Consider the following 18337-nt stretch of genomic DNA (forward strand, 5'->3'; position numbering starts at 1 on the left):
TCATCTGAATTTGGATTCGATAAGGGGAATATTGCGGTGGCTGGTAAGAAGAAATCCGACGAAAAGCCGGTGGAAGACCCCAAGGTAGACGACGTTGTTGAATCCGAGCTGCAACAGGAAGGTACGCCTGTTGACCCCGATAAACCTGTAGCAGAAGACCTTTCCGAAGCCGAAGCCGAAGCCGAAGCCGAAGCCGAAGCCGAAGCCGAAGCCGAAGCCGAAGCTCCGACGGAGGAGATCGCTCCGGTTGCGGAAAAGACGGTTGAGCGCGTGGTCGAAAAACGCGGTGGCTTTGTGCCTGCTTTGCTGGGCGGTGCCGTTGCTGCCGTGGTCGGATTTGCGCTGGGCAATGGCGGGCTGCTGCCGGGTGGTGCTGACAATTCTGACGCGCTGGCGGCGATGGAATCGAAACTTGCGGATCAGTCGGATCAAATCGCCAAACTGTCACAAGGGCTGACAAACGGCCCGGATACGTCTGGTTTGACGGATCAGATCAAAGCGCTGTCGGATAAATTGACCCCGGTCGAAGGTGACCTGAGCGCGGTCAAATCCTCGGTTGAAGCGCTGTCCGGTCAGGTCGCGCCTTTGGCGGATCGGATCACAGCGCTTGAGAAAGCTCCAATCGAATCCAATACCTCACCTGAAGCCACAGCCGCCTTTGAGGCTGAACTGAAAAAGCTCCAGGATTCGCTGGCGGCGCAACGGGCCGAGGTTGAAAAAATGGTGTCGGATGCGCAGGCGCTTGAGGCGAAAGCATCCGCCGACGCACAAGCTGCGACGAACGCCGCGGTTCTGTCTCGTCTGCGCGGGCAGCTGGATGCAGGACAACCTTATTCCGAACTGGTTGCTGAACTGAAGTCGGGCGGTGTGGATGTACCGGATGCTTTGACAGGGCCAGCTGAGGAAGGCGTGGAAACCTTGTCATCCTTGCGGGCGACTTTTGACCCTGCTGCCCGAACTGCACTGGCAGACGCGCGCGATGCGGATAAGGGTACGGGTCTGATCGCTTTCCTACAACGGCAGACAGGAGCACGTTCAGTTACGCCGCAGGAAGGCGACGGGCCTGACGCAGTCCTGTCGCGCGCGCAGGCCGCATTGGCGGATGGAGACCTGCCCAAAGCGTTAAGCGAACTGAAATCACTTCCCGAAGCGGCGCAGACCGCGATGGCCGATTGGCAGCAGGCGGCCCAGACACGGGTTGCTGCTGTTGATGCGGCGAACTCATTGGCTTCCAGCCTGAACTCGAACTGAAGGACCTGCCATGCTGTGGTCACTGTTTAAGATCCTTGTCTTTGTTGCGATTATCGGCCTGCTGGCGCTGGGCGGTCACTTCCTGATGCAAACCAGTGGCGGGGTGCAGATCACCGTCGCGGGTACGGAATTTACACTGGGGCCGCTGCAATCCGTGATTGCGCTGGGCGTGCTGGTGTTTGCGGTCTGGCTGTTCTTCAAACTGCTTAGCCTTTTGGTGGCGACGCTGAAGTTCTTGAATGGCGATGAAACGGCCCTGTCGCGGTATTTCGACCGTAGCCGTGAACAGCGCGGGTATCAGGCTCTGGCAGATGGATTGATGGCTTTGGCTTCAGGTGAAGGGCGTGCGGCCATGACCAAGGCCAACAAGGCCGAAAAGCTGCTCAACAAGCCGGAATTGACCAATCTATTGGTGGCGCAAGCGGCCGAGATGACGGGCGACACCAAGAAAGCGGCCGACACCTACAAGAAACTCGTGACCAATAACGCGACTCGATTTGTCGGCGTGCGCGGGATCATGAAGCAGAAACTGGCCGAAGGTGATGACGAAACCGCTCGCAAGCTGGCTGAAAAGGCGTTGGCAATCAAACCGCGCCATGCAGAAACGCAAGATGTTCTGCTGAACCTTCAAACCAAGGCGCAGGACTGGGCCGGTGCGCGCTCGACCTTGTCGTCCAAATTAAAGGCCGGTTACCTGCCGCGCGATGTGTTCAAGCGCCGTGATGCGGTTTTGGCTTTGTCTGAAGCCAAGGACATTCTGGACGAAGACGCCAGCCTGGAACAGCAGGAACATGCAATCGAAGCCAATCGACTGTCGCCAGATCTGGTGCCCGCGGCTGCGATGGCCGCTCGTGCGTATATTGCCAAAGGTAAACCCCGCCCCGCGACCAAGATCCTGAAAAAAGCCTGGGAGGCGCAGCCGCATCCTGACCTGGCCCACGCTTTCGCCGAGATAGCACCGGATGAGACGCCCGCGCAAAGGATCAAGCGCTTTACCGCACTTACGCGTATTCACCCCGAGAATATGGAGACCCGTCTGATTCTGGCCGAGTTGAACATCGTGGCCGAAGACTTCCCCGAAGCCCGCCGCGCGCTGGGGGATGTGGTTGAAAAACAAGGTGATGCGCGGGCGTACACTCTGATGGCGGCGATCGAACGGGGCGAGGGCGCTTCGGACGCTGTTGTACAAGGCTGGTTGGCCAAGGCGCTCAACGCACCGCGTGGTCCTCAGTGGGTCTGTGACAATTGTCACGACATCCAACCCGAATGGGCCCCGGTCTGCCAGAATTGCGGCAGCTTCGATACGCTCAGCTGGCAAACGCCGCAAACCCCCGAGATCGCCAGCGCAACCGGTGTCCACATGCTGCCACTCATTGTCGGCGCGCTTGAGGATCAGTCGGACGAACCTGAAGAGGTGGAACCATTGGACGAAACCGACACAGTTGATGTGACGGCAGAGCCTGCTGAGTCTGCGGACGAGGCAGGAGTGCAGAAACAAGCCTGAGCGCATCAATGACCATTGGTGTGGTGGCGTCACATCGGCTTGTTTGTTGTCGTCAGGCGCAGGCTGGTTGTTTTTTAAGCTTCCGGCTTACCGCGACTGGGATTGCCAATGAAATGGTGACCAGGCGCACTGCAAGAGAATATGGGTCCGTATCAATCAAATCCGCACCCTTGCCGGAATTCAGCGTGATGACACACAGCTAGCAGTACCGTTTTGATCTGCAATCGGCACCGATGCCGAACCGAAAGCAGGATTCAAGCAGTGTTCGGCAGTCACAGAACAACCGTACGAGAACCACGTTTGAATTCAGGTTTTTAGGAAGAATTTGGTGCCCAGGAGAGGACTCGAACCTCCACGTCCATACGGACACTAGCACCTGAAGCTAGCGCGTCTACCAATTCCGCCACCTGGGCAGGTGTCGTGAGGGGGCGTTTAAGCCCAGTGGCAGAGGGCGTCAACCAGATTCGCGGAGATTTTTGAAAGTTTTTTGAATTTAGGCTTTGCCCCCCGATTTGTGCCTTTGAATTTCACCATCCTCGCGGCGAATTAGCGCCTTGTTTGAAAGGGCTGCGGGCGTTAGGTCTAGGGCGCAATTTCTCAGCAGGAGCCCTCTCATGTCGAAACTTGTGACGATTTATGGCGGATCTGGATTTGTCGGCCGCTACATCGCGCGGCGCATGGCGAGTGAGGGATGGCGTGTGCGTGTGGCGGTGCGCCGCCCGAACGAGGCGATGTTCGTGAAACCTTATGGTGTCGTCGGCCAGGTTGAGCCGGTGTTGTGCAATATCCGCGATGACGCGTCGGTTGCCCAGGCCATGCACAGTGCGGATGTCGTGGTCAACTGCGTCGGTGTCTTGAACGAGTTGGGCAAAAACGACTTTGGCGCTGTACAGGCCGAAGGGGCGGAGCGGATCGCGCGTTTGGCGGCAGAGCAGGGGATTGAGCGGATGGTTCATGTCTCGGCCATTGGAGCCGATGCAAATTCTGCCAGCGAATATTCTCAGACCAAGGCGCGGGGTGAGGCAGGTGTGCTGAAGCATATGCCAAACGCGGTGATCCTGCGGCCATCCGTGATCTTTGGCACAGAAGATCAATTCTTCAACCGCTTTGCCGGAATGACACGCATGGGGCCGTTCCTGCCGTTGGTTGGGGCCGAAACCAAATTCCAGCCGGTCTATGTGGATGACGTGGCCCAGGCTGCAGTTAAAGGCGTTCTGGGACAGGCCGAACCCGGCGTGTACGAGTTGGGCGGGCCCGAGGTGAAGACTTTCCGCGCTTTAATGCAGCAAATGCTGGATGTGATTCACCGTCGCCGCGTCATCATTGGTATGCCGTTTTTTGCAGCACGGATCATGGCGGGTGTTCTGGACATCATTAAGTTTGTCAGCTTCCAGTTGTTCCCGAACAACATTCTGACCCGAGATCAGTTGAAGAATCTGCGGAATGACAATGTGGTTGCCGATGAGGCCAAGTCTTTTGCCGAACTTAGGATCACACCGACCACCTTGGAATCGGTGCTGCCCGAGTACCTGTGGAAGTTCCGTCCGTCGGGTCAGTATGACGACATTCAGAACTCGGCCAAAAACCTGCGTATCTGATCAGCTATAGGCCATGATCAGCAGGACAACGCCAAGAATGACTCGGTAGATGACGTAGGGCGTGAAACTGACGCTGCGCAGCAGCCGCATCATCAGGCTGAGTGCTAGAAGGGCCGCAATGAACGCAAAGACAGCGGCAATGGCGCCGTCACGTGCCAGTTGCGCGTCAGCGTCGCGCATCACGTCCACAGCCAACAAAGCGCCAGACGCCAGAATCGTCGGGATTGACATCAGCATGGCTATCTTCGCCCCGTCCTCGCGGGTATAGCCCAATTTGCGCGCCCCGGTGATTGTGATCCCCGAGCGCGAGGTGCCGGGAATCAGTGCAAGAACTTGCCACAGCCCCATGATGAATGCATCACGGACGCCCCACGCACTGCTCTCTTTGGTTTCCGGACTGCTCTGATCGACCCAATACAGAACCAGGCCGAAACCAAGCATAGCCCAGCCGATTACCGCGATCGAGCGCAGGGCATCGCTTAATCCGGTCAGATGTAGAATCAGACCTGCAATCACCGTTGGAATCGTCGCTAGGATGAGGCCCAGTGCCAGTCGCGTCTGTGACGTATCTGCCCGGCCAAGCAAGGCCCCAGGCAACCCCGCAAGGGCTTGTTTTACATCCGACCAGAAATACAGAACAACCGCGCCCAGCGTTCCAACATGCACTGCAACATCAATGGCTTGACCTTGATCCTGAAGACCAGTGAGCCTTGGAAGCAGGATCAGATGACCTGATGATGATATGGGCAAAAACTCAGTGATTCCCTGAACAATTGCTACGAGAATCAGGTGAAAAAGACTCATCTGCCCTGCCAATTTGCGGTCACGTATTGCTTGCGAGTTATGGGTATAAGGGTGGTGGGGAAAAGGAAAGCGCACATATAGGTCCGATACGGAACTAAAAATAGTGAACTTTTCAAGAAAATTAGCTCTACACAGTAAACTTTCTTTATTTAGGTCAGTATGATTGACTTTTAATCCCCTACGGTATCTCGTAGAGAAACCGGACCAAGCCAATTCATGGAGTCTGACCCGTGGCCAAGCAACCGATGCTGAAATTTGTGCAGATCGACCGAGTCATGCCGGAAAAGCGTGCTGCAAGTGACCGCAAGGAAGACTTTGACGAAATCTATGCCGAATACGCCGCCGAAAAAGCTGCCGAACAGGCCAGCCGCTGCAGCCAGTGTGGTGTGCCGTACTGCCAGTCACATTGCCCGTTGCACAACAATATTCCGGATTGGCTGCATCTGACTGCCACTGGCCGACTGGAAGAAGCCTATGAGACAAGTCAGGCGACCAATACTTTCCCCGAAATCTGCGGGCGAATCTGCCCACAGGATCGCTTGTGTGAAGGCAACTGCGTCATCGAGCAATCGGGTCACGGCACAGTTACCATCGGCACCATTGAGAAATACATCACGGACACCGCCTGGGATAACGGCTGGGTGAAACCGGCCACCCCATCTGCGGAGCGCAGCGAGAGTGTGGGCATTATCGGCGGTGGCCCCGGTGGATTGGCTGCAGCGGATATGCTGCGCCGCGCAGGTATTCAGGTGACAGTATATGATCGTTACGACCGTGCGGGTGGCCTGTTGATGTATGGCATTCCGGGCTTCAAGCTTGAAAAGGACATCGTGCAAAGGCGCAATGACCTTTTGGCCGATGGCGGTGTCCGGTTCGAACTGAACTGTGATGTTGACGCCACCAAGTTTGAAGAAATTCGTGCCCGGCATGACGCTGTGATTATTGCCACCGGCGTTTATAAATCCCGCGACCTGTCCATGCCGGGAAGCGGTCTGGGTGGAATTGAAAAGGCGATCGACTTCCTGACCGCCTCGAACCGCAAAAGTTTTGGTGATGCCGTCGAAGATTTTGACAATGGCCGCCTGAATGCCGAAGGAAAAAAGGTCGTTGTAATTGGCGGCGGCGACACCGCCATGGATTGCGTGCGTACTTCGATCCGTCAGGGAGCGACCTCGGTCAAATGCCTCTATCGTCGCGACCGAGCCAATATGCCAGGCTCGCAGCGTGAAACGCAAAACGCCGAGGAAGAAGGCGTTGTTTTTGAATGGCTGAGCGAGCCCAAAGGCTTCACCGGTGACGATAAGGTCACGGGCGTGATGGTTCAAAAGATGCGTCTGGGGCAGCCTGATGCGTCGGGTCGCCAGGCGCCCGAAGTCATCGAAGGTGCGGATTACGTGGAAGAGGCCGATCTGGTGATCAAGGCGCTGGGCTTTGAACCCGAAGACCTGCCCACCCTGTTCGGCCAGCCGGACCTGCCTGTGACACGCTGGGGCACCGTAAAGGCCGCGTTCCAGACCGGAGAAACTGAAATGGACGGTGTTTACGCCATTGGTGACATCGTGCGTGGTGCTTCACTGGTGGTCTGGGCGATCCGCGACGGCCGCGACTGCGCCGACGCGATCATCGACCGGTTCAATGCCAAAGCGGCCATCGCAGCCGAGTAAGCCCAAGGATTAAGAGGGTTCGTCGCCAAACGTTCCCTTGAAAGAAGGAAATAGCCAATGACCAAATATGATGCCGATTGGGTGCGGGCCGAGGAAGCCAAGCGCAATTGGATGGCGGAAAACGGTCTCTATTCCGAGGAAGAAGAGCATTCTTCCTGCGGTGTGGGTCTTGTCGTATCCGTCGACGGCAAACCGTCGCGCAAGGTGGTAGACGCAGGGATCGATGCGCTTAAGGCGATTTGGCATCGCGGTGCAGTTGATGCCGACGGTAAAACCGGTGACGGCGCGGGTATTCACGTGCAGATCCCGGTTCCATTTTTCTATGACCAGATCCGCCGTACCGGCCACGAACCCAAGTTGGATGAGCTGATCGCAGTGGGACAGGTTTTCCTGCCTCGTACCGATTTTGGCGCCCAGGAACAGTGCCGGACCATCGTAGAAACCGAAGTGCTACGCTTGGGCTATTACATCTACGGCTGGCGTCACGTACCGGTTGATGTGACGTGCCTGGGCGAAAAAGCCAATGCGACCCGGCCCGAGATCGAACAGATTCTGATCTCGAATTCCAAGGGCGTGGATGAAGAGACCTTTGAGCGTGAGTTGTACGTAATCCGCCGCCGCATCGAAAAGGCTGCAGCGGCTGCTGGGATTTCCGGGCTCTATCTTGCCTCTCTGTCCTGTCGTTCGATCATCTACAAAGGTATGATGTTGGCCGAGCAGGTGGCGGTTTTCTATCCCGACCTCATGGATGAGCGTTTTGAATCAGCTTTTGCGATTTACCACCAACGCTATTCGACCAACACTTTCCCGCAATGGTGGCTTGCGCAACCGTTCCGCATGTTGGCGCATAACGGTGAGATCAACACCCTGAAGGGCAATATCAACTGGATGAAAAGCCACGAGATCCGGATGACTTCGGACAGCTTTGGCGATTATGCGGAAGATATCAAACCGATCATCGCGGGGGGATCATCAGATTCGGCCGCATTAGACTCGGTTTTTGAGGTTTTGGTGCGCGCAGGCCGTTCCGCACCCATGGCGAAGACCATGCTGGTGCCGGAAAGCTGGTCTAAACAGGCGGTTGAGTTGCCGCAGGCGTGGCGCGACATGTATTCCTACTGCAACTCGGTGATGGAGCCATGGGACGGCCCCGCCGCGCTGGCGATGACCGATGGTCGCTGGGTCTGTGCCGGTTTGGACCGGAACGGACTGCGCCCGATGCGGTATGTCGTGACGGGTGACGGGCTTGTTATCGCGGGCTCTGAGGCGGGCATGGTTCCGATCGACGAGGCCAGCGTAACCGAAAAGGGGGCACTTGGCCCGGGCCAGATGCTGGCCGTGGATATGAAAAAGGGCAAGCTGTACCGCGATACGCAGATCAAGGACAAGCTGGCCGCTGCGCTGCCATTCGGTGAGTGGGTCGGCAAGATCAACGATCTTGACGGCACGCTGGCGGGTGTCACCGAAGCCCCGATCTTTTCCGGCGAAGAGCTGCGCAAGCGTCAGATCGCGGCGGGGTATTCGGTTGAGGAGTTGGAGCAAATCCTCGCTCCGATGGCAGAAGACGGTAAAGAGGCGCTTGCGTCGATGGGTGACGATACCCCTTCGGCGGTATTGTCGAAACAGTACCGACCACTTAGCCATTTCTTTCGTCAGAACTTTAGCCAGGTGACCAACCCACCGATCGACAGTTTGCGTGAATACCGGGTGATGTCGCTGAAAACGCGCTTTGCCAACCTAAAGAACGTGTTGGATGAGGACAGCAGCCAGACCGAAATCATCGTCCTCGAAAGCCCCTTTGTCGGCAATGCGCAATGGGACAATTTGGTCGAGAATTTTGATGCACCGTTGGTCGAGATTGATTGTAGCTTTGAACCAGGTCGCGGCGCGCTGAGCGCAGGTTTGGCCCGTGTTAGAGCCGAATCTGAAGAGGCGGTACGCTCGGGCGCTGGGCATATCGTGTTGTCCGACATGAACACAGGCGAGGGTCGGGTTGCGATGCCAATGATCCTGGCGACCAGCGCGATACATTCTCATCTGACCCGGCAAGGGTTGCGGACATTCTGCTCGTTGAACGTGCGTTCAGCTGAGTGTATTGACCCGCACTATTTTGCCGTACTGATCGGCTGCGGGGCGACGGTTGTGAATGCATATTTGGCCGAAGATTCGCTGGCTGACCGCATTGACCGCGGCCTGCTGGACGGAACTTTGACCGAGAATGTTGCGCGGTATCGCGAAGCCATCGACCAGGGCCTTCTGAAGATCATGGCCAAGATGGGCATTTCAGTGATCTCATCCTATCGTGGCGGGCTGAATTTTGAGGCCGTGGGCCTTAGCCGCGCTATGGTTGCCGAGTATTTCCCGGGCATGACCAGCCGGATCTCGGGTATTGGCGTGACCGGTATCCAGACCAAGCTTGAGGAAATCCACGCAAAGGCCTGGGACAGTGGTCTGGACGTGCTGCCTATCGGGGGATTCTACAAGGCGCGGAAATCGGGTGAGACCCATGCGTGGGAAGCCACATCGATGCACATGATGCAAATGGCATGTAATCGCGCTTCCTATGAGCTGTGGAAGCAATATTCCGCCAAGATGCAATCGAATCCGCCGATCCATCTGCGTGATCTGATGGACTTCAAACCCAAGGGCAAAGCGATCCCGATTGAAGAGGTCGAATCGATCACCTCGATCCGCAAGCGGTTTGTCACCCCGGGCATGTCGCTGGGCGCGCTGTCGCCAGAGGCGCATAAGACGCTGAACGTGGCGATGAACCGGATCGGTGCTAAGTCTGATTCAGGCGAAGGTGGTGAAGATCCGGCGCATTTTGTGCCAGAGCCCAATGGCGATAATCCATCGGCCAAGATCAAACAGGTTGCCTCGGGTCGGTTCGGTGTAACCGCCGAGTATCTGAACCAGTGCGAAGAGCTTGAAATCAAGGTCGCGCAGGGCGCGAAACCCGGTGAGGGTGGTCAGTTGCCTGGCATGAAGGTTACGGACCTGATCGCGCGTTTGCGGCACTCAACCAAGGGCGTGACGCTGATCTCTCCGCCGCCGCACCACGATATCTACTCGATCGAGGATCTGGCGCAGTTGATCTACGATCTCAAGCAGATCAACCCGCGTTGCAAGGTGACGGTCAAGCTGGTTGCATCTTCGGGCGTAGGCACGATTGCGGCCGGTGTAGCCAAGGCGAAAGCAGATATTATCCTTATTTCGGGTCACAATGGTGGCACTGGTGCGTCTCCGGCGACCTCAATCAAATATGCCGGTCTTCCGTGGGAGATGGGCCTGACCGAAGCGCATCAGGTGCTGGCGATGAACAACCTGCGCGACCGCGTAACTTTGCGGACCGATGGTGGCCTGCGCACTGGACGTGACATCGTTATGGCCGCGATGATGGGGGCCGAGGAATACGGCATTGGTACTGCCGCCCTGATTGCGATGGGCTGCATCATGGTGCGTCAGTGTCAGTCGAACACCTGCCCGGTCGGCGTGTGTACGCAGGACGAAAGCCTGCGCGCCAAGTTCACTGGCAATGCAGACAAGGTGGTGAACCTGATCACCTTCTACGCGCAAGAAGTGCGCGAGTTGTTGGCCAGCCTCGGCGCGCGTTCGATGGATGAGATCATTGGCCGGGCGGATCTACTGGCGCAGGTCAGCCGTGGGTCTGCGCATCTGGACGATCTGGACCTCAACCCGCTGCTGATCACCGTCGATGGAGCACAAGACATCGTTTATAACCGGGACAAGGACCGTAACGCAGTTCCGGATACACTTGACGCCGAAATCGTGCGTGATGCTGCACGGTTCCTGAAAGATGGCGAAAAAATGCAGCTGTCTTACGCCATTCAGAACACGCATCGGACGGTAGGTACGCGTGTGTCCAGTCACATTGTGCAGAATTTCGGGATGCGGAACACGTTCCAGGATGACCATCTGCATGTGAAACTACAGGGCTCGGCCGGTCAGTCTTTGGGTGCGTTTGCCGCGCCGGGACTGAAGCTCGAGGTTTCGGGCGATGCCAACGACTATGTGGGTAAAGGTCTGTCTGGTGGCACGATTGTTGTGCGCCCGCCGCAGGTCAGCCCTTTGAAGGCGGATGACAACACGATTATCGGCAACACGGTCCTTTACGGGGCCACCGACGGTCATCTGTTCGCCGCTGGTCGTGCAGGTGAACGGTTTGCTGTGCGGAACTCAGGTGCCAAGGTGGTCATCGAGGGCTGCGGCTCGAACGGATGTGAGTACATGACCGGCGGTGTTGCAGTGATCTTGGGCGATATCGGAGCCAACTTTGGCGCTGGTATGACAGGCGGCATGGCTTATCTGTATAATCCCGAAGGCAGGGCCCAAGCGCTGATGAACATGGAGACGCTTGTCACCTGTCCGGTTTCTGTCGCACATTGGGAAGAGCAGTTGAAGGCTCTTGTTGCTCGCCACGCTGAAGAGACCTATAGCCGGAAAGCCGTTGATATTCTGCAACATTGGGACATGGAAAAAGGCAACTTTTTGCAGGTGTGCCCCAAGGAAATGCTGAACAAACTGAGCCATCCGCTGAGTATCGAAGCCACCGCAGTTCCTGCTGAATGAAGCCTGATGTAACAATCTAAGGCTGAACAGTATTAAAAGTCGGGCCTCGCGTGTCATTTGCACCACGCGAGGCCCGGTTTGTTTACGCTGTCTTAGTAGGTTTCTTGCCTAATCACAGGAATTTCGCCAGTCTTTGTAGAATTTGAACGAAAACCAAGGATGATTTTGGAAATCCTGTGGTGCAAATCGAGGGCAGAAGTATGCCAACAACGTATCGCGACCAGTTCTATACCTTCGATCCGGCGAACCCGCCGCCGGCGGGAACATCTGTTGCGGTCGTCAGTCTTGATTTCACGGATGTGGATGATGACAACGAAATCGATGCGCCAAGCGGTGATACCGTAAATGGGCAGGACGTCACAAACTCCTGGCCAGGGGACACAATTACGATCAATGTGGCAGGTGTCGGCAACGTAACATATGTCGGAACCACGTTTTATCTTGCCGATGGCTCTCGGGTTTTTACGCCGACGGACGGTCAGGTGCTACAACCCGGCACGTTGGTTTCGACCACATTTGTCACCACGCAAGGGCCATTGGATGTCGGTACCCTGGGTCCGCCCTGTTTTACACCTGGCACGATGATCGCGACCCCCGAAGGGGACCGCGCAGTGGAAGACCTGAAAGCCGGTGATCTGGTCACAACTCTGGATCATGGCCCACAACCATTGATCTGGGTGGGGCGTACGGTGGTCAAGGCCAAGGGTAAATTAGCACCGATCCGTTTTGAGACAGGCGTTTTTGATCTTGATCGTCCACTTCTTGTCTCGCCGCAGCATAGAATGCTGATCGAAGATTGGCGTGCATCCTACTTTTTTGGACATGCCGAGGCGCTGGTTGCAGCCCATGTTCTGGTCAATGGCGATACCGTCACACGTGTCGAAGGTGGTGAAGTGGAATATATCCACCTGTTGTTCAGGCAGCATCAGATTATCATCGCCAATGGGGCAAAGAGCGAAAGTTATTATCCGGGTCATGCCTTATCAGCGTCAGACCGGGAAACTCAAAGCGAAGTGTTACATTTGTTCCCCGAACTGGCGGGGGCGGATCCAATGTTTCTGGAAACAGCGCGGCCGGTGGTTCACCCGCGCGAGGCGCGCGCATTCGTGATTTAGGTCGTTTCAAACGCAGGCGGTGCGTCGTATAGCTGAGACATGGCGAAGAAAGCAGCCCGCAAATCAAGCGGTAAGAATAAGAAGGCATCCAGCAAGAAAACACCAGTGGCGCAACAACTTCGCCGTTGGGTGATGCGAGTCGCATTGGCGGCTGTCGCGTTGGTTGTCGCGTTGGTCTTGCTGTATTCAGTTGTAAATCCGCCGGTAACCCACACCATATGGTCGGAGTGGCGTCGGTTGGGCAAGGTTGAGCGCGAATGGGTCTCGATTGAAGAAATCTCTCCCATCATGGCGCGATCCGTCGTTGCGGCTGAGGATGCAAATTTTTGCCTGCACTGGGGATTCGATGTCGAGGCCATTCGTGACGCGATTGAGGGCGGCGGCAATCGCGGTGCGTCGACCATCACACAACAGGTGGTGAAGAACGTATTCCTGTGGCAGGGGCGCAGTTGGGTCAGGAAAGCGATGGAAACCTCGATCACTCCGGTCGTCGAGGTTTTCTGGAGCAAGCAACGCATTCTGGAAGTTTATCTGAACGTCGCGGAAACCGGGAATGGAGTGTTTGGCGTTGAAGCAGCCGCACAGCGTTATTTCAACAGAAGTGCAGCGCAGTTGAGCTCGGTTCAGGCGGCGCGGATTGCTGCCATCCTGCCATCTCCGCGCAATCGTTCGGTCACGGATCCAAGCGTGCGCACGCGTCGGCGTGCGGCTGCGATTATGGATGGGGCGGCCACCATCCGCGCAGATGGTCGCGCAGATTGTTTCGAGGATTGAAACCCGCCTCCCTCAAGGGCTAAATCAGTCAGGAATTCACTGGTTCGATTGGAAGCCCATGGCGCGTCTGTTTCATGTTCCCCTATCTCCGTATTGCCGCAAGGTCCGATTGTCTTTGGCAGAGAAGAAGATCGAGGTTGAATTGGTCGAGGAGCGATACTGGGAACAGGATCCGGATTTTCTGCGCCGCAACCCGGCAGGTAAAGTACCAGTGCTGCGTCTGGATGGGCAAATCATGTCTGAAAGCGCAGCAATCTGCGAATATATCGAAGAAACCCGCCCCGAACCGCCGTTGATGCCGAAAAACCCCGAAGCCCGGTTTGAGGTCCGGCGCCTAGTGGGCTGGTTCGATGACAAGTTCCATCACGAAGTGACGTCCAAGCTGCTGTACGAACGGGTGAACAAGAAAGTGACAGGTCAGGGATACCCGGACAGCAAGAATGTCAAACAGGGTGCCAAGGCGATCAAGTATCATCTGGACTACATGGCCTGGCTGCTGGATCACCGCCGTTGGCTGGCCGGAGATCAGATGACATTGGCTGATTTCGCGGCGGCGGCGCATTTGTCGGCGCTGGACTATATCTCGGATGTGGATTGGAACCGCAGCCAGGTGGTCAAGGATTGGTACGCGAAGATCAAGTCGCGCCCGGCGTTTCGGTCTATTCTGGCGGATCAGGTACCAGGGTTTCGACCGCCGCCTCATTACGCCGATCTGGATTTCTGATAGGGTTCAGCAGGGGGCTGTCTGCCCCCATCGCGCCGGAGGCGCGATTCCCCCGAAGGTATTTTTGGCCAGATGAAGAGCGGATCAGATCTGAAGAAAAAGCTGGTACAACAGGCCCTGGCAGAGGGGTTTGTGGCGTGTCGAGTATGCCGCCCATGGGATGTTCCGCAGGTGCCAGAGCGCCTTGGGGCATTTTTGGGTGCGGGGTATCACGGACAGATGGGGTGGATGACCGAGCGGGTGCATTGGCGCGGTGATCCTGGTGCCTTGTGGCCCGAGGCACGGTCGGTGATCATGTTGGCCGAAAGTTACACGCCAGAACATGACCCGACGGAGGTTCTGAATTATCCAGACCGGGGCGCGATTTCGGTTTATGCGCAAAACAAGGATTACCACGATCTGGTAAAGAAACGGCTGAAGCGATTGGCGCGGTGGCTGGTTTCTGAAGCCGGAGGTGAGGTGAAGGTGTTTGTCGACACCGCACCCGTCCCGGAAAAGGCATTGGGGCATGCGGCTGGACTAGGGTGGCAGGGAAAACATACCAACTTAGTGAGTCGGGAATGGGGTAATTGGGCCTTTATAGGCTCTGTCTTTGCAACAATTGAACTACCGACGGACGAGCCGGAGGTAGATCACTGCGGTTCATGTCGCGCTTGCTTGGACAGCTGCCCGACCGACGCATTTCCAACCCCGTATCAGTTAGATGCGCGGCGGTGCATTTCATATCTGACCATTGAACATAAAGGTCCGGTGGAGATCGAGTTGCGTAGCAAGTTGGGTAATCGAATCTATGGATGCGATGATTGTCTGGCGGCTTGCCCATGGAACAAGTTTGCTGTTGCCGCGAGCGACATACGTTATGCCGCCCGGGACGATCTGAAAGCGCCTGTACTGAGCGAATTGGCTGCGTTGGATGATGCGGGTTTTCGCACGAAATTTTCCGGATCACCTATCAAGCGCATCGGGCGAGATCGGTTCGTGCGAAATGTGCTTTATGCGATTGGAAACTCGGGACAGCCGTGTTTGATATCTGTCGCTCGGGCGCTCACAGAAGATCCGGATCCAGCCGTGGCTGATGCTGCGCGCTGGGCGGTGGAACAGTTGTTATAAATGCCGCAAACAGGCTGGACGCGTCGCGCATAACCGCTACACCCATCCGCAGCAAACAGTAAGGAGGATCCGATGACGCTGTCATTGGGGGTAGATACAGGCGGCACCTATACTGATGCGGTGTTGATCCGGGACGAGAAAGAGGTGATTGCTTCGGCCAAGTCCCTGACCACGCGCGCGGATCTGGCGATTGGCGTGGGCAATGCGATTTCGTCTGTTTTGGAAGAGGCGCAGGTTGCGCCGGATCAGATCGCGATGGCGTCTTTGTCGACAACACTGGCCACAAACGCTCTGGTCGAGGGGCAGGGTGGACGTGTGGCCCTGATCTATATCGGGTTCAAGCATAGCGATCTGCAAAAACATGGCTTGAAGGACGCACTAAAGGACGATCCAGCCCTTGTGATTGCGGGTGGGCACACACATTCGGGCAGCGAGGCCGCGCCGCTTGATGTCGCCGCCTTGGAGGTTTTTTTAGACACTCATAAAGGGGTTTCGGGCTTTGCCATTGCATCTCAGTTTGCGACCCGCAACCCGGCGCATGAGCTGGAAGCAGCGCGGGTTGTGTTGCAAGAGACCGGTGCGCCGGTGACATGCTCGCACCACCTGTCTGCCAAGCTGAACGGCCCTAAGCGCGCTGTGACGGCGGTTCTGAATGCACGATTGATCGGCATGATCGACCGTCTGATCGGGCGCGCGCAAGATCAGTTGCGCGCATTGGGGATCACGGCCCCGATGATGGTGGTGCGTGGCGATGGCGCATTGATGAGCGCCGAACAGGCGCGGGAACGCCCGATTGAAACGATTCTCAGCGGCCCAGCGGCCTCGATCGTCGGGGCGCGCTGGCTGACCGGGGCGGAAAATGCGCTGGTGTCCGACATTGGTGGCACCACAACCGATGTGGCGTTGATCCGGGATGGAAAGCCCGCGATTGATCCTGCCGGTGCGCAAGTGGGTGGGTTTCGAACCATGGTTGAAGCTGTGGCGATGCGCACCCATGGTCTGGGCGGCGACAGCCAGGTGCACGTAGTGACCGAAGGATTGCAGAGCGGTGTGTTTCTGGGGCCACGGCGTGTTCTACCTGTGTCTTTGATCGCGGCAGAGGCGCCAGATGTTGTGCATGGCATTCTGGATACTCAGATGCGAGCCACAACGGTCGGAGAACATGACACTCGATTTGTGCGACGCGTGCCGGGGGTCCATGCTGACGGCGTGGGCGTACGGGAAGAGATTTTGTTGGAGCGTCTGGGCGATCAGGTCCTCCCCCTTGGCGCGTTGCTGCGGTCACGGATGGAGAATGGCGCTCTGAACCGCTTGGTCGACCGCGGGATCGTTCAGGTCTCGGGTGTGACACCCTCGGATGCCAGTCACGTGCTTGGGCGCGTCAATGCCTGGGACGCCGAAGCAGCGCGCAAGGCCTTGGAGCTGGTGGCCCGCAAACGGGTCGGATCTGGGGACATGCTGGCAAATTCGCCAGAGGCGTTGGCGCAGATGATTGTGGATCAATTGACAGAACAGACCAGTTTGACCTTGTTAGAGGCTGCTTTCGACGAGGAGAGCGAAGGGTTTGGACTGCCGCCGCATGACTTGGCGCGCCACGTGCTGACGCAGCGTGGGTTGGCGCAACATCGTGGGTTGCTGTCGTTGAATGCCGCGTTGAATGTGGATGTGGTGGGTCTTGGGGCGTCAGCCCCCAGCTATTACCCGGCTGTGGGTGAGCGGTTGCATTGCCGCATGATCCTGCCCGAACACGCGGGTGTAGCGAATGCAATCGGTGCTGTTGTTGGTCGGTTGACCATGCGGCGGTCAGGTACGGTCACGTCACCGACCGAAGGGCGGTATCGTGTGCATCTGGAGGATGGGCCACAGGATTTCGCGGTGTCCGAAGAAGCTCTGGATTTGTTGGAACGTGTTCTCAAGTCCGAGGCTGAGGGCGCTGTAAGAGAAGCTGGTGCGGAAGATATCCGGGTGATTGTGGATCGCGATATCAAAACGGCGCGGGTCGAGGCCAAGGATGTGTTTGTCGAAGCCATGATTACGGTCGAGGCAAGCGGGCGACCAAGGGTGGCGACAGGCTAGCCCCCCTGAAAGGTTCAGAGGGGCCGGGCAGGTGGTGCTTTATTCTGCGGCGCTGGCGCGTTTGGGCAAGACCCAGTCCGGGCGCGGGAAGTGGCAGGTATAGCCGTTGGGGATACGCTCCAGATAATCCTGGTGCTCTGGCTCGGCCTCCCAGAAATCTCCGACAGGTTCGACTTCGGTCACGACCTTGCCGGGCCACAAGCCACTGGCGTTCACGTCAGCGATGGTATCGACCGCGACCTGTTTTTGCGCGTCGTCCAAATAGTAGATCGCCGAGCGATAGCTCATGCCGCGATCGTTGCCCTGACGGTTAATCGTGGTCGGGTCGTGGATTTGGAAAAAGAACTCCAGCAGGTCGCGATAGCTGATCTGCGACGGGTCAAACCAGATCTCGATCCCTTCGGCGTGGGTACCGTGGTTGCGATAGGTCGCGTTGGGCACATCGCCGCCGGTGTAACCGACGCGGGTGCGTGAAACGCCCGGCAATTTGCGGATCAGGTCCTGCATGCCCCAAAAACATCCCCCGGCCAGTACAGCGCGTCGTTCGGTCATCAGATGTCCTCCACATGAATCAGATATTCGCCATACCCTTCGGCTTCCATGTCATCGCGATGGATGAATCGAAGAGAGGCGGAATTGATGCAATAACGTAGCCCGCCATGTTCGCGCGGGCCATCGGGGAAGACATGCCCCAGATGGCTATCGCCGTGTTTCGAGCGGACCTCGGTCCGGATCATACCATGGGTCGTGTCGCGAAACTCTTCCACATGCTCATGGATGATCGGCTTGGTAAAGCTGGGCCAGCCACATCCGGATTCGTATTTGTGGGTAGAGGCAAAAAGAGGCTCACCCGATACGATGTCCACATAGATACCCGGTTCCTTGTTGTTCAGGTATTGTCCAGTGCCCGGACGTTCGGTGCCGCTGCGTTGAGTGACGTGAAACTCTTCGGGCGAAAGCGCAGCGATGGCCGTGGGGTCTTTGGTATAGCGAGTCATGGATCCTCCGGCAGAATTTTTTATTGCGCCATTATCTGGGGGCTGCAGGGTGGAAAGCAAAGCGATATTTCAAACCGCTCTCGCAGTCGTGCAAGTGATCTGGAGTGTGCCGTTCTGCGTATCAATTTA

Annotated in this window: 13 protein-coding genes and 1 tRNA gene; 10 read left to right on the top strand and 4 right to left on the bottom strand. The window is 57.0% G+C overall.

Annotation, left to right across the window (positions count from 1 at the left end; genetic code table 11):
• Positions 1-36 precede the first annotated feature (36 nt).
• Entirely contained in the window at positions 37-1251 is a 1215-nt protein-coding gene (locus GOV85_RS12930) for a hypothetical protein (RefSeq protein WP_171178801.1), read from the top strand.
• Positions 1252-1261: 10 nt separating this feature from the next.
• Positions 1262-2755: a heme biosynthesis protein HemY gene (locus tag GOV85_RS12935; RefSeq protein WP_171178802.1), complete on the top strand. Its 1494-nt coding sequence runs from the start codon at positions 1262-1264 to the stop codon at positions 2753-2755.
• Positions 2756-3081: 326 nt separating this feature from the next.
• On the opposite strand, the gene GOV85_RS12940 is transcribed toward GOV85_RS12935, so the two are convergent.
• A tRNA-Leu gene (locus GOV85_RS12940) sits at positions 3082-3168 on the bottom strand.
• 201 nt (positions 3169-3369) lie between these two features.
• Here GOV85_RS12940 and GOV85_RS12945 point away from each other — a divergent pair.
• On the top strand, positions 3370-4353 hold the full coding sequence (locus GOV85_RS12945; RefSeq protein WP_171178804.1) for a complex I NDUFA9 subunit family protein: 984 nt from the start codon (positions 3370-3372) through the stop codon (positions 4351-4353).
• Here GOV85_RS12945 and GOV85_RS12950 read toward each other — a convergent pair whose 3' ends face one another.
• Positions 4354-5157 carry an undecaprenyl-diphosphate phosphatase gene (locus tag GOV85_RS12950; RefSeq protein ID WP_171178807.1) on the bottom strand — a complete coding sequence of 268 codons (804 nt, stop codon included), beginning with the start codon at positions 5155-5157 and terminating at the stop codon, positions 4354-4356.
• Positions 5158-5387: 230 nt separating this feature from the next.
• Here GOV85_RS12950 and GOV85_RS12955 point away from each other — a divergent pair, with 230 nt between their 5' ends.
• The 7 genes from GOV85_RS12955 (at position 5388) to GOV85_RS12985 (ending at position 17210) form a co-directional block, all read left to right on the top strand.
• Positions 5388-6821, top strand: coding sequence for an NAD(P)-dependent oxidoreductase (locus GOV85_RS12955; RefSeq protein WP_171178809.1), 1434 nt, complete (start codon positions 5388-5390; stop codon positions 6819-6821).
• 57 nt (positions 6822-6878) lie between these two features.
• The gene (gene gltB / locus GOV85_RS12960; RefSeq protein ID WP_171178811.1) at positions 6879-11411 is read left to right on the top strand and encodes a glutamate synthase large subunit; all 4533 of its coding nucleotides are present in this window, start codon (positions 6879-6881) and stop codon (positions 11409-11411) included.
• A 200-nt stretch (positions 11412-11611) separates the two neighbouring features.
• Positions 11612-12526, top strand: a complete 915-nt coding sequence (locus tag GOV85_RS12965) for a Hint domain-containing protein (RefSeq protein ID WP_171178813.1) — start codon at positions 11612-11614, stop codon at positions 12524-12526.
• A gap of 39 nt (positions 12527-12565) precedes the next feature.
• The gene (gene mtgA / locus GOV85_RS12970) at positions 12566-13300 is read left to right on the top strand and encodes a monofunctional biosynthetic peptidoglycan transglycosylase (protein ID WP_171178815.1); all 735 of its coding nucleotides are present in this window, start codon (positions 12566-12568) and stop codon (positions 13298-13300) included.
• A gap of 58 nt (positions 13301-13358) precedes the next feature.
• Positions 13359-14024, top strand: a complete 666-nt coding sequence (locus GOV85_RS12975) for a glutathione S-transferase family protein (protein WP_171093340.1) — start codon at positions 13359-13361, stop codon at positions 14022-14024.
• A gap of 72 nt (positions 14025-14096) precedes the next feature.
• Positions 14097-15134 (top strand): tRNA epoxyqueuosine(34) reductase QueG, encoded by a 1038-nt coding sequence (gene queG, locus GOV85_RS12980; protein ID WP_171178817.1) that lies wholly within the window; start codon positions 14097-14099, stop codon positions 15132-15134.
• 72 nt (positions 15135-15206) lie between these two features.
• Positions 15207-17210 carry a hydantoinase/oxoprolinase family protein gene (locus tag GOV85_RS12985; RefSeq protein WP_171178819.1) on the top strand — a complete coding sequence of 668 codons (2004 nt, stop codon included), beginning with the start codon at positions 15207-15209 and terminating at the stop codon, positions 17208-17210.
• A gap of 39 nt (positions 17211-17249) precedes the next feature.
• On the opposite strand, the gene msrA is transcribed toward GOV85_RS12985, so the two are convergent.
• Entirely contained in the window at positions 17250-17762 is a 513-nt protein-coding gene (msrA, locus tag GOV85_RS12990) for a peptide-methionine (S)-S-oxide reductase MsrA (RefSeq protein ID WP_171178821.1), read from the bottom strand.
• On the bottom strand, positions 17762-18208 hold the full coding sequence (gene msrB / locus GOV85_RS12995; protein ID WP_171178823.1) for a peptide-methionine (R)-S-oxide reductase MsrB: 447 nt from the start codon (positions 18206-18208) through the stop codon (positions 17762-17764). Before msrB ends, msrA begins: the two co-directional genes overlap by 1 nt.
• Positions 18209-18337 lie beyond the last annotated feature (129 nt).

Source organism: Ruegeria sp. HKCCA4633, from assembly GCF_013034605.1.
Lineage (GTDB): Bacteria > Pseudomonadota > Alphaproteobacteria > Rhodobacterales > Rhodobacteraceae > Ruegeria.

Excerpts from the sequence above, each read along its gene's own strand:
- GOV85_RS12935 (WP_171178802.1), top strand. The coding sequence starts at position 1,262 with ATGCTGTGGTCACTGTTTAAGATCCTTGTCTTTGTTGCGATTATCGGC.
- GOV85_RS12945 (WP_171178804.1), top strand. The coding sequence starts at position 3,370 with ATGTCGAAACTTGTGACGATTTATGGCGGATCTGGATTTGTCGGCCGC.
- GOV85_RS12950 (WP_171178807.1), bottom strand. The coding sequence starts at position 5,157 with ATGAGTCTTTTTCACCTGATTCTCGTAGCAATTGTTCAGGGAATCACT.
- gltB (WP_171178811.1), top strand. The coding sequence starts at position 6,879 with ATGACCAAATATGATGCCGATTGGGTGCGGGCCGAGGAAGCCAAGCGC.
- GOV85_RS12965 (WP_171178813.1), top strand. The coding sequence starts at position 11,612 with ATGCCAACAACGTATCGCGACCAGTTCTATACCTTCGATCCGGCGAAC.
- mtgA (WP_171178815.1), top strand. The coding sequence starts at position 12,566 with ATGGCGAAGAAAGCAGCCCGCAAATCAAGCGGTAAGAATAAGAAGGCA.
- GOV85_RS12975 (WP_171093340.1), top strand. The coding sequence starts at position 13,359 with ATGGCGCGTCTGTTTCATGTTCCCCTATCTCCGTATTGCCGCAAGGTC.
- queG (WP_171178817.1), top strand. The coding sequence starts at position 14,097 with ATGAAGAGCGGATCAGATCTGAAGAAAAAGCTGGTACAACAGGCCCTG.
- GOV85_RS12985 (WP_171178819.1), top strand. The coding sequence starts at position 15,207 with ATGACGCTGTCATTGGGGGTAGATACAGGCGGCACCTATACTGATGCG.
- msrA (WP_171178821.1), bottom strand. The coding sequence starts at position 17,762 with ATGACCGAACGACGCGCTGTACTGGCCGGGGGATGTTTTTGGGGCATG.
- msrB (WP_171178823.1), bottom strand. The coding sequence starts at position 18,208 with ATGACTCGCTATACCAAAGACCCCACGGCCATCGCTGCGCTTTCGCCC.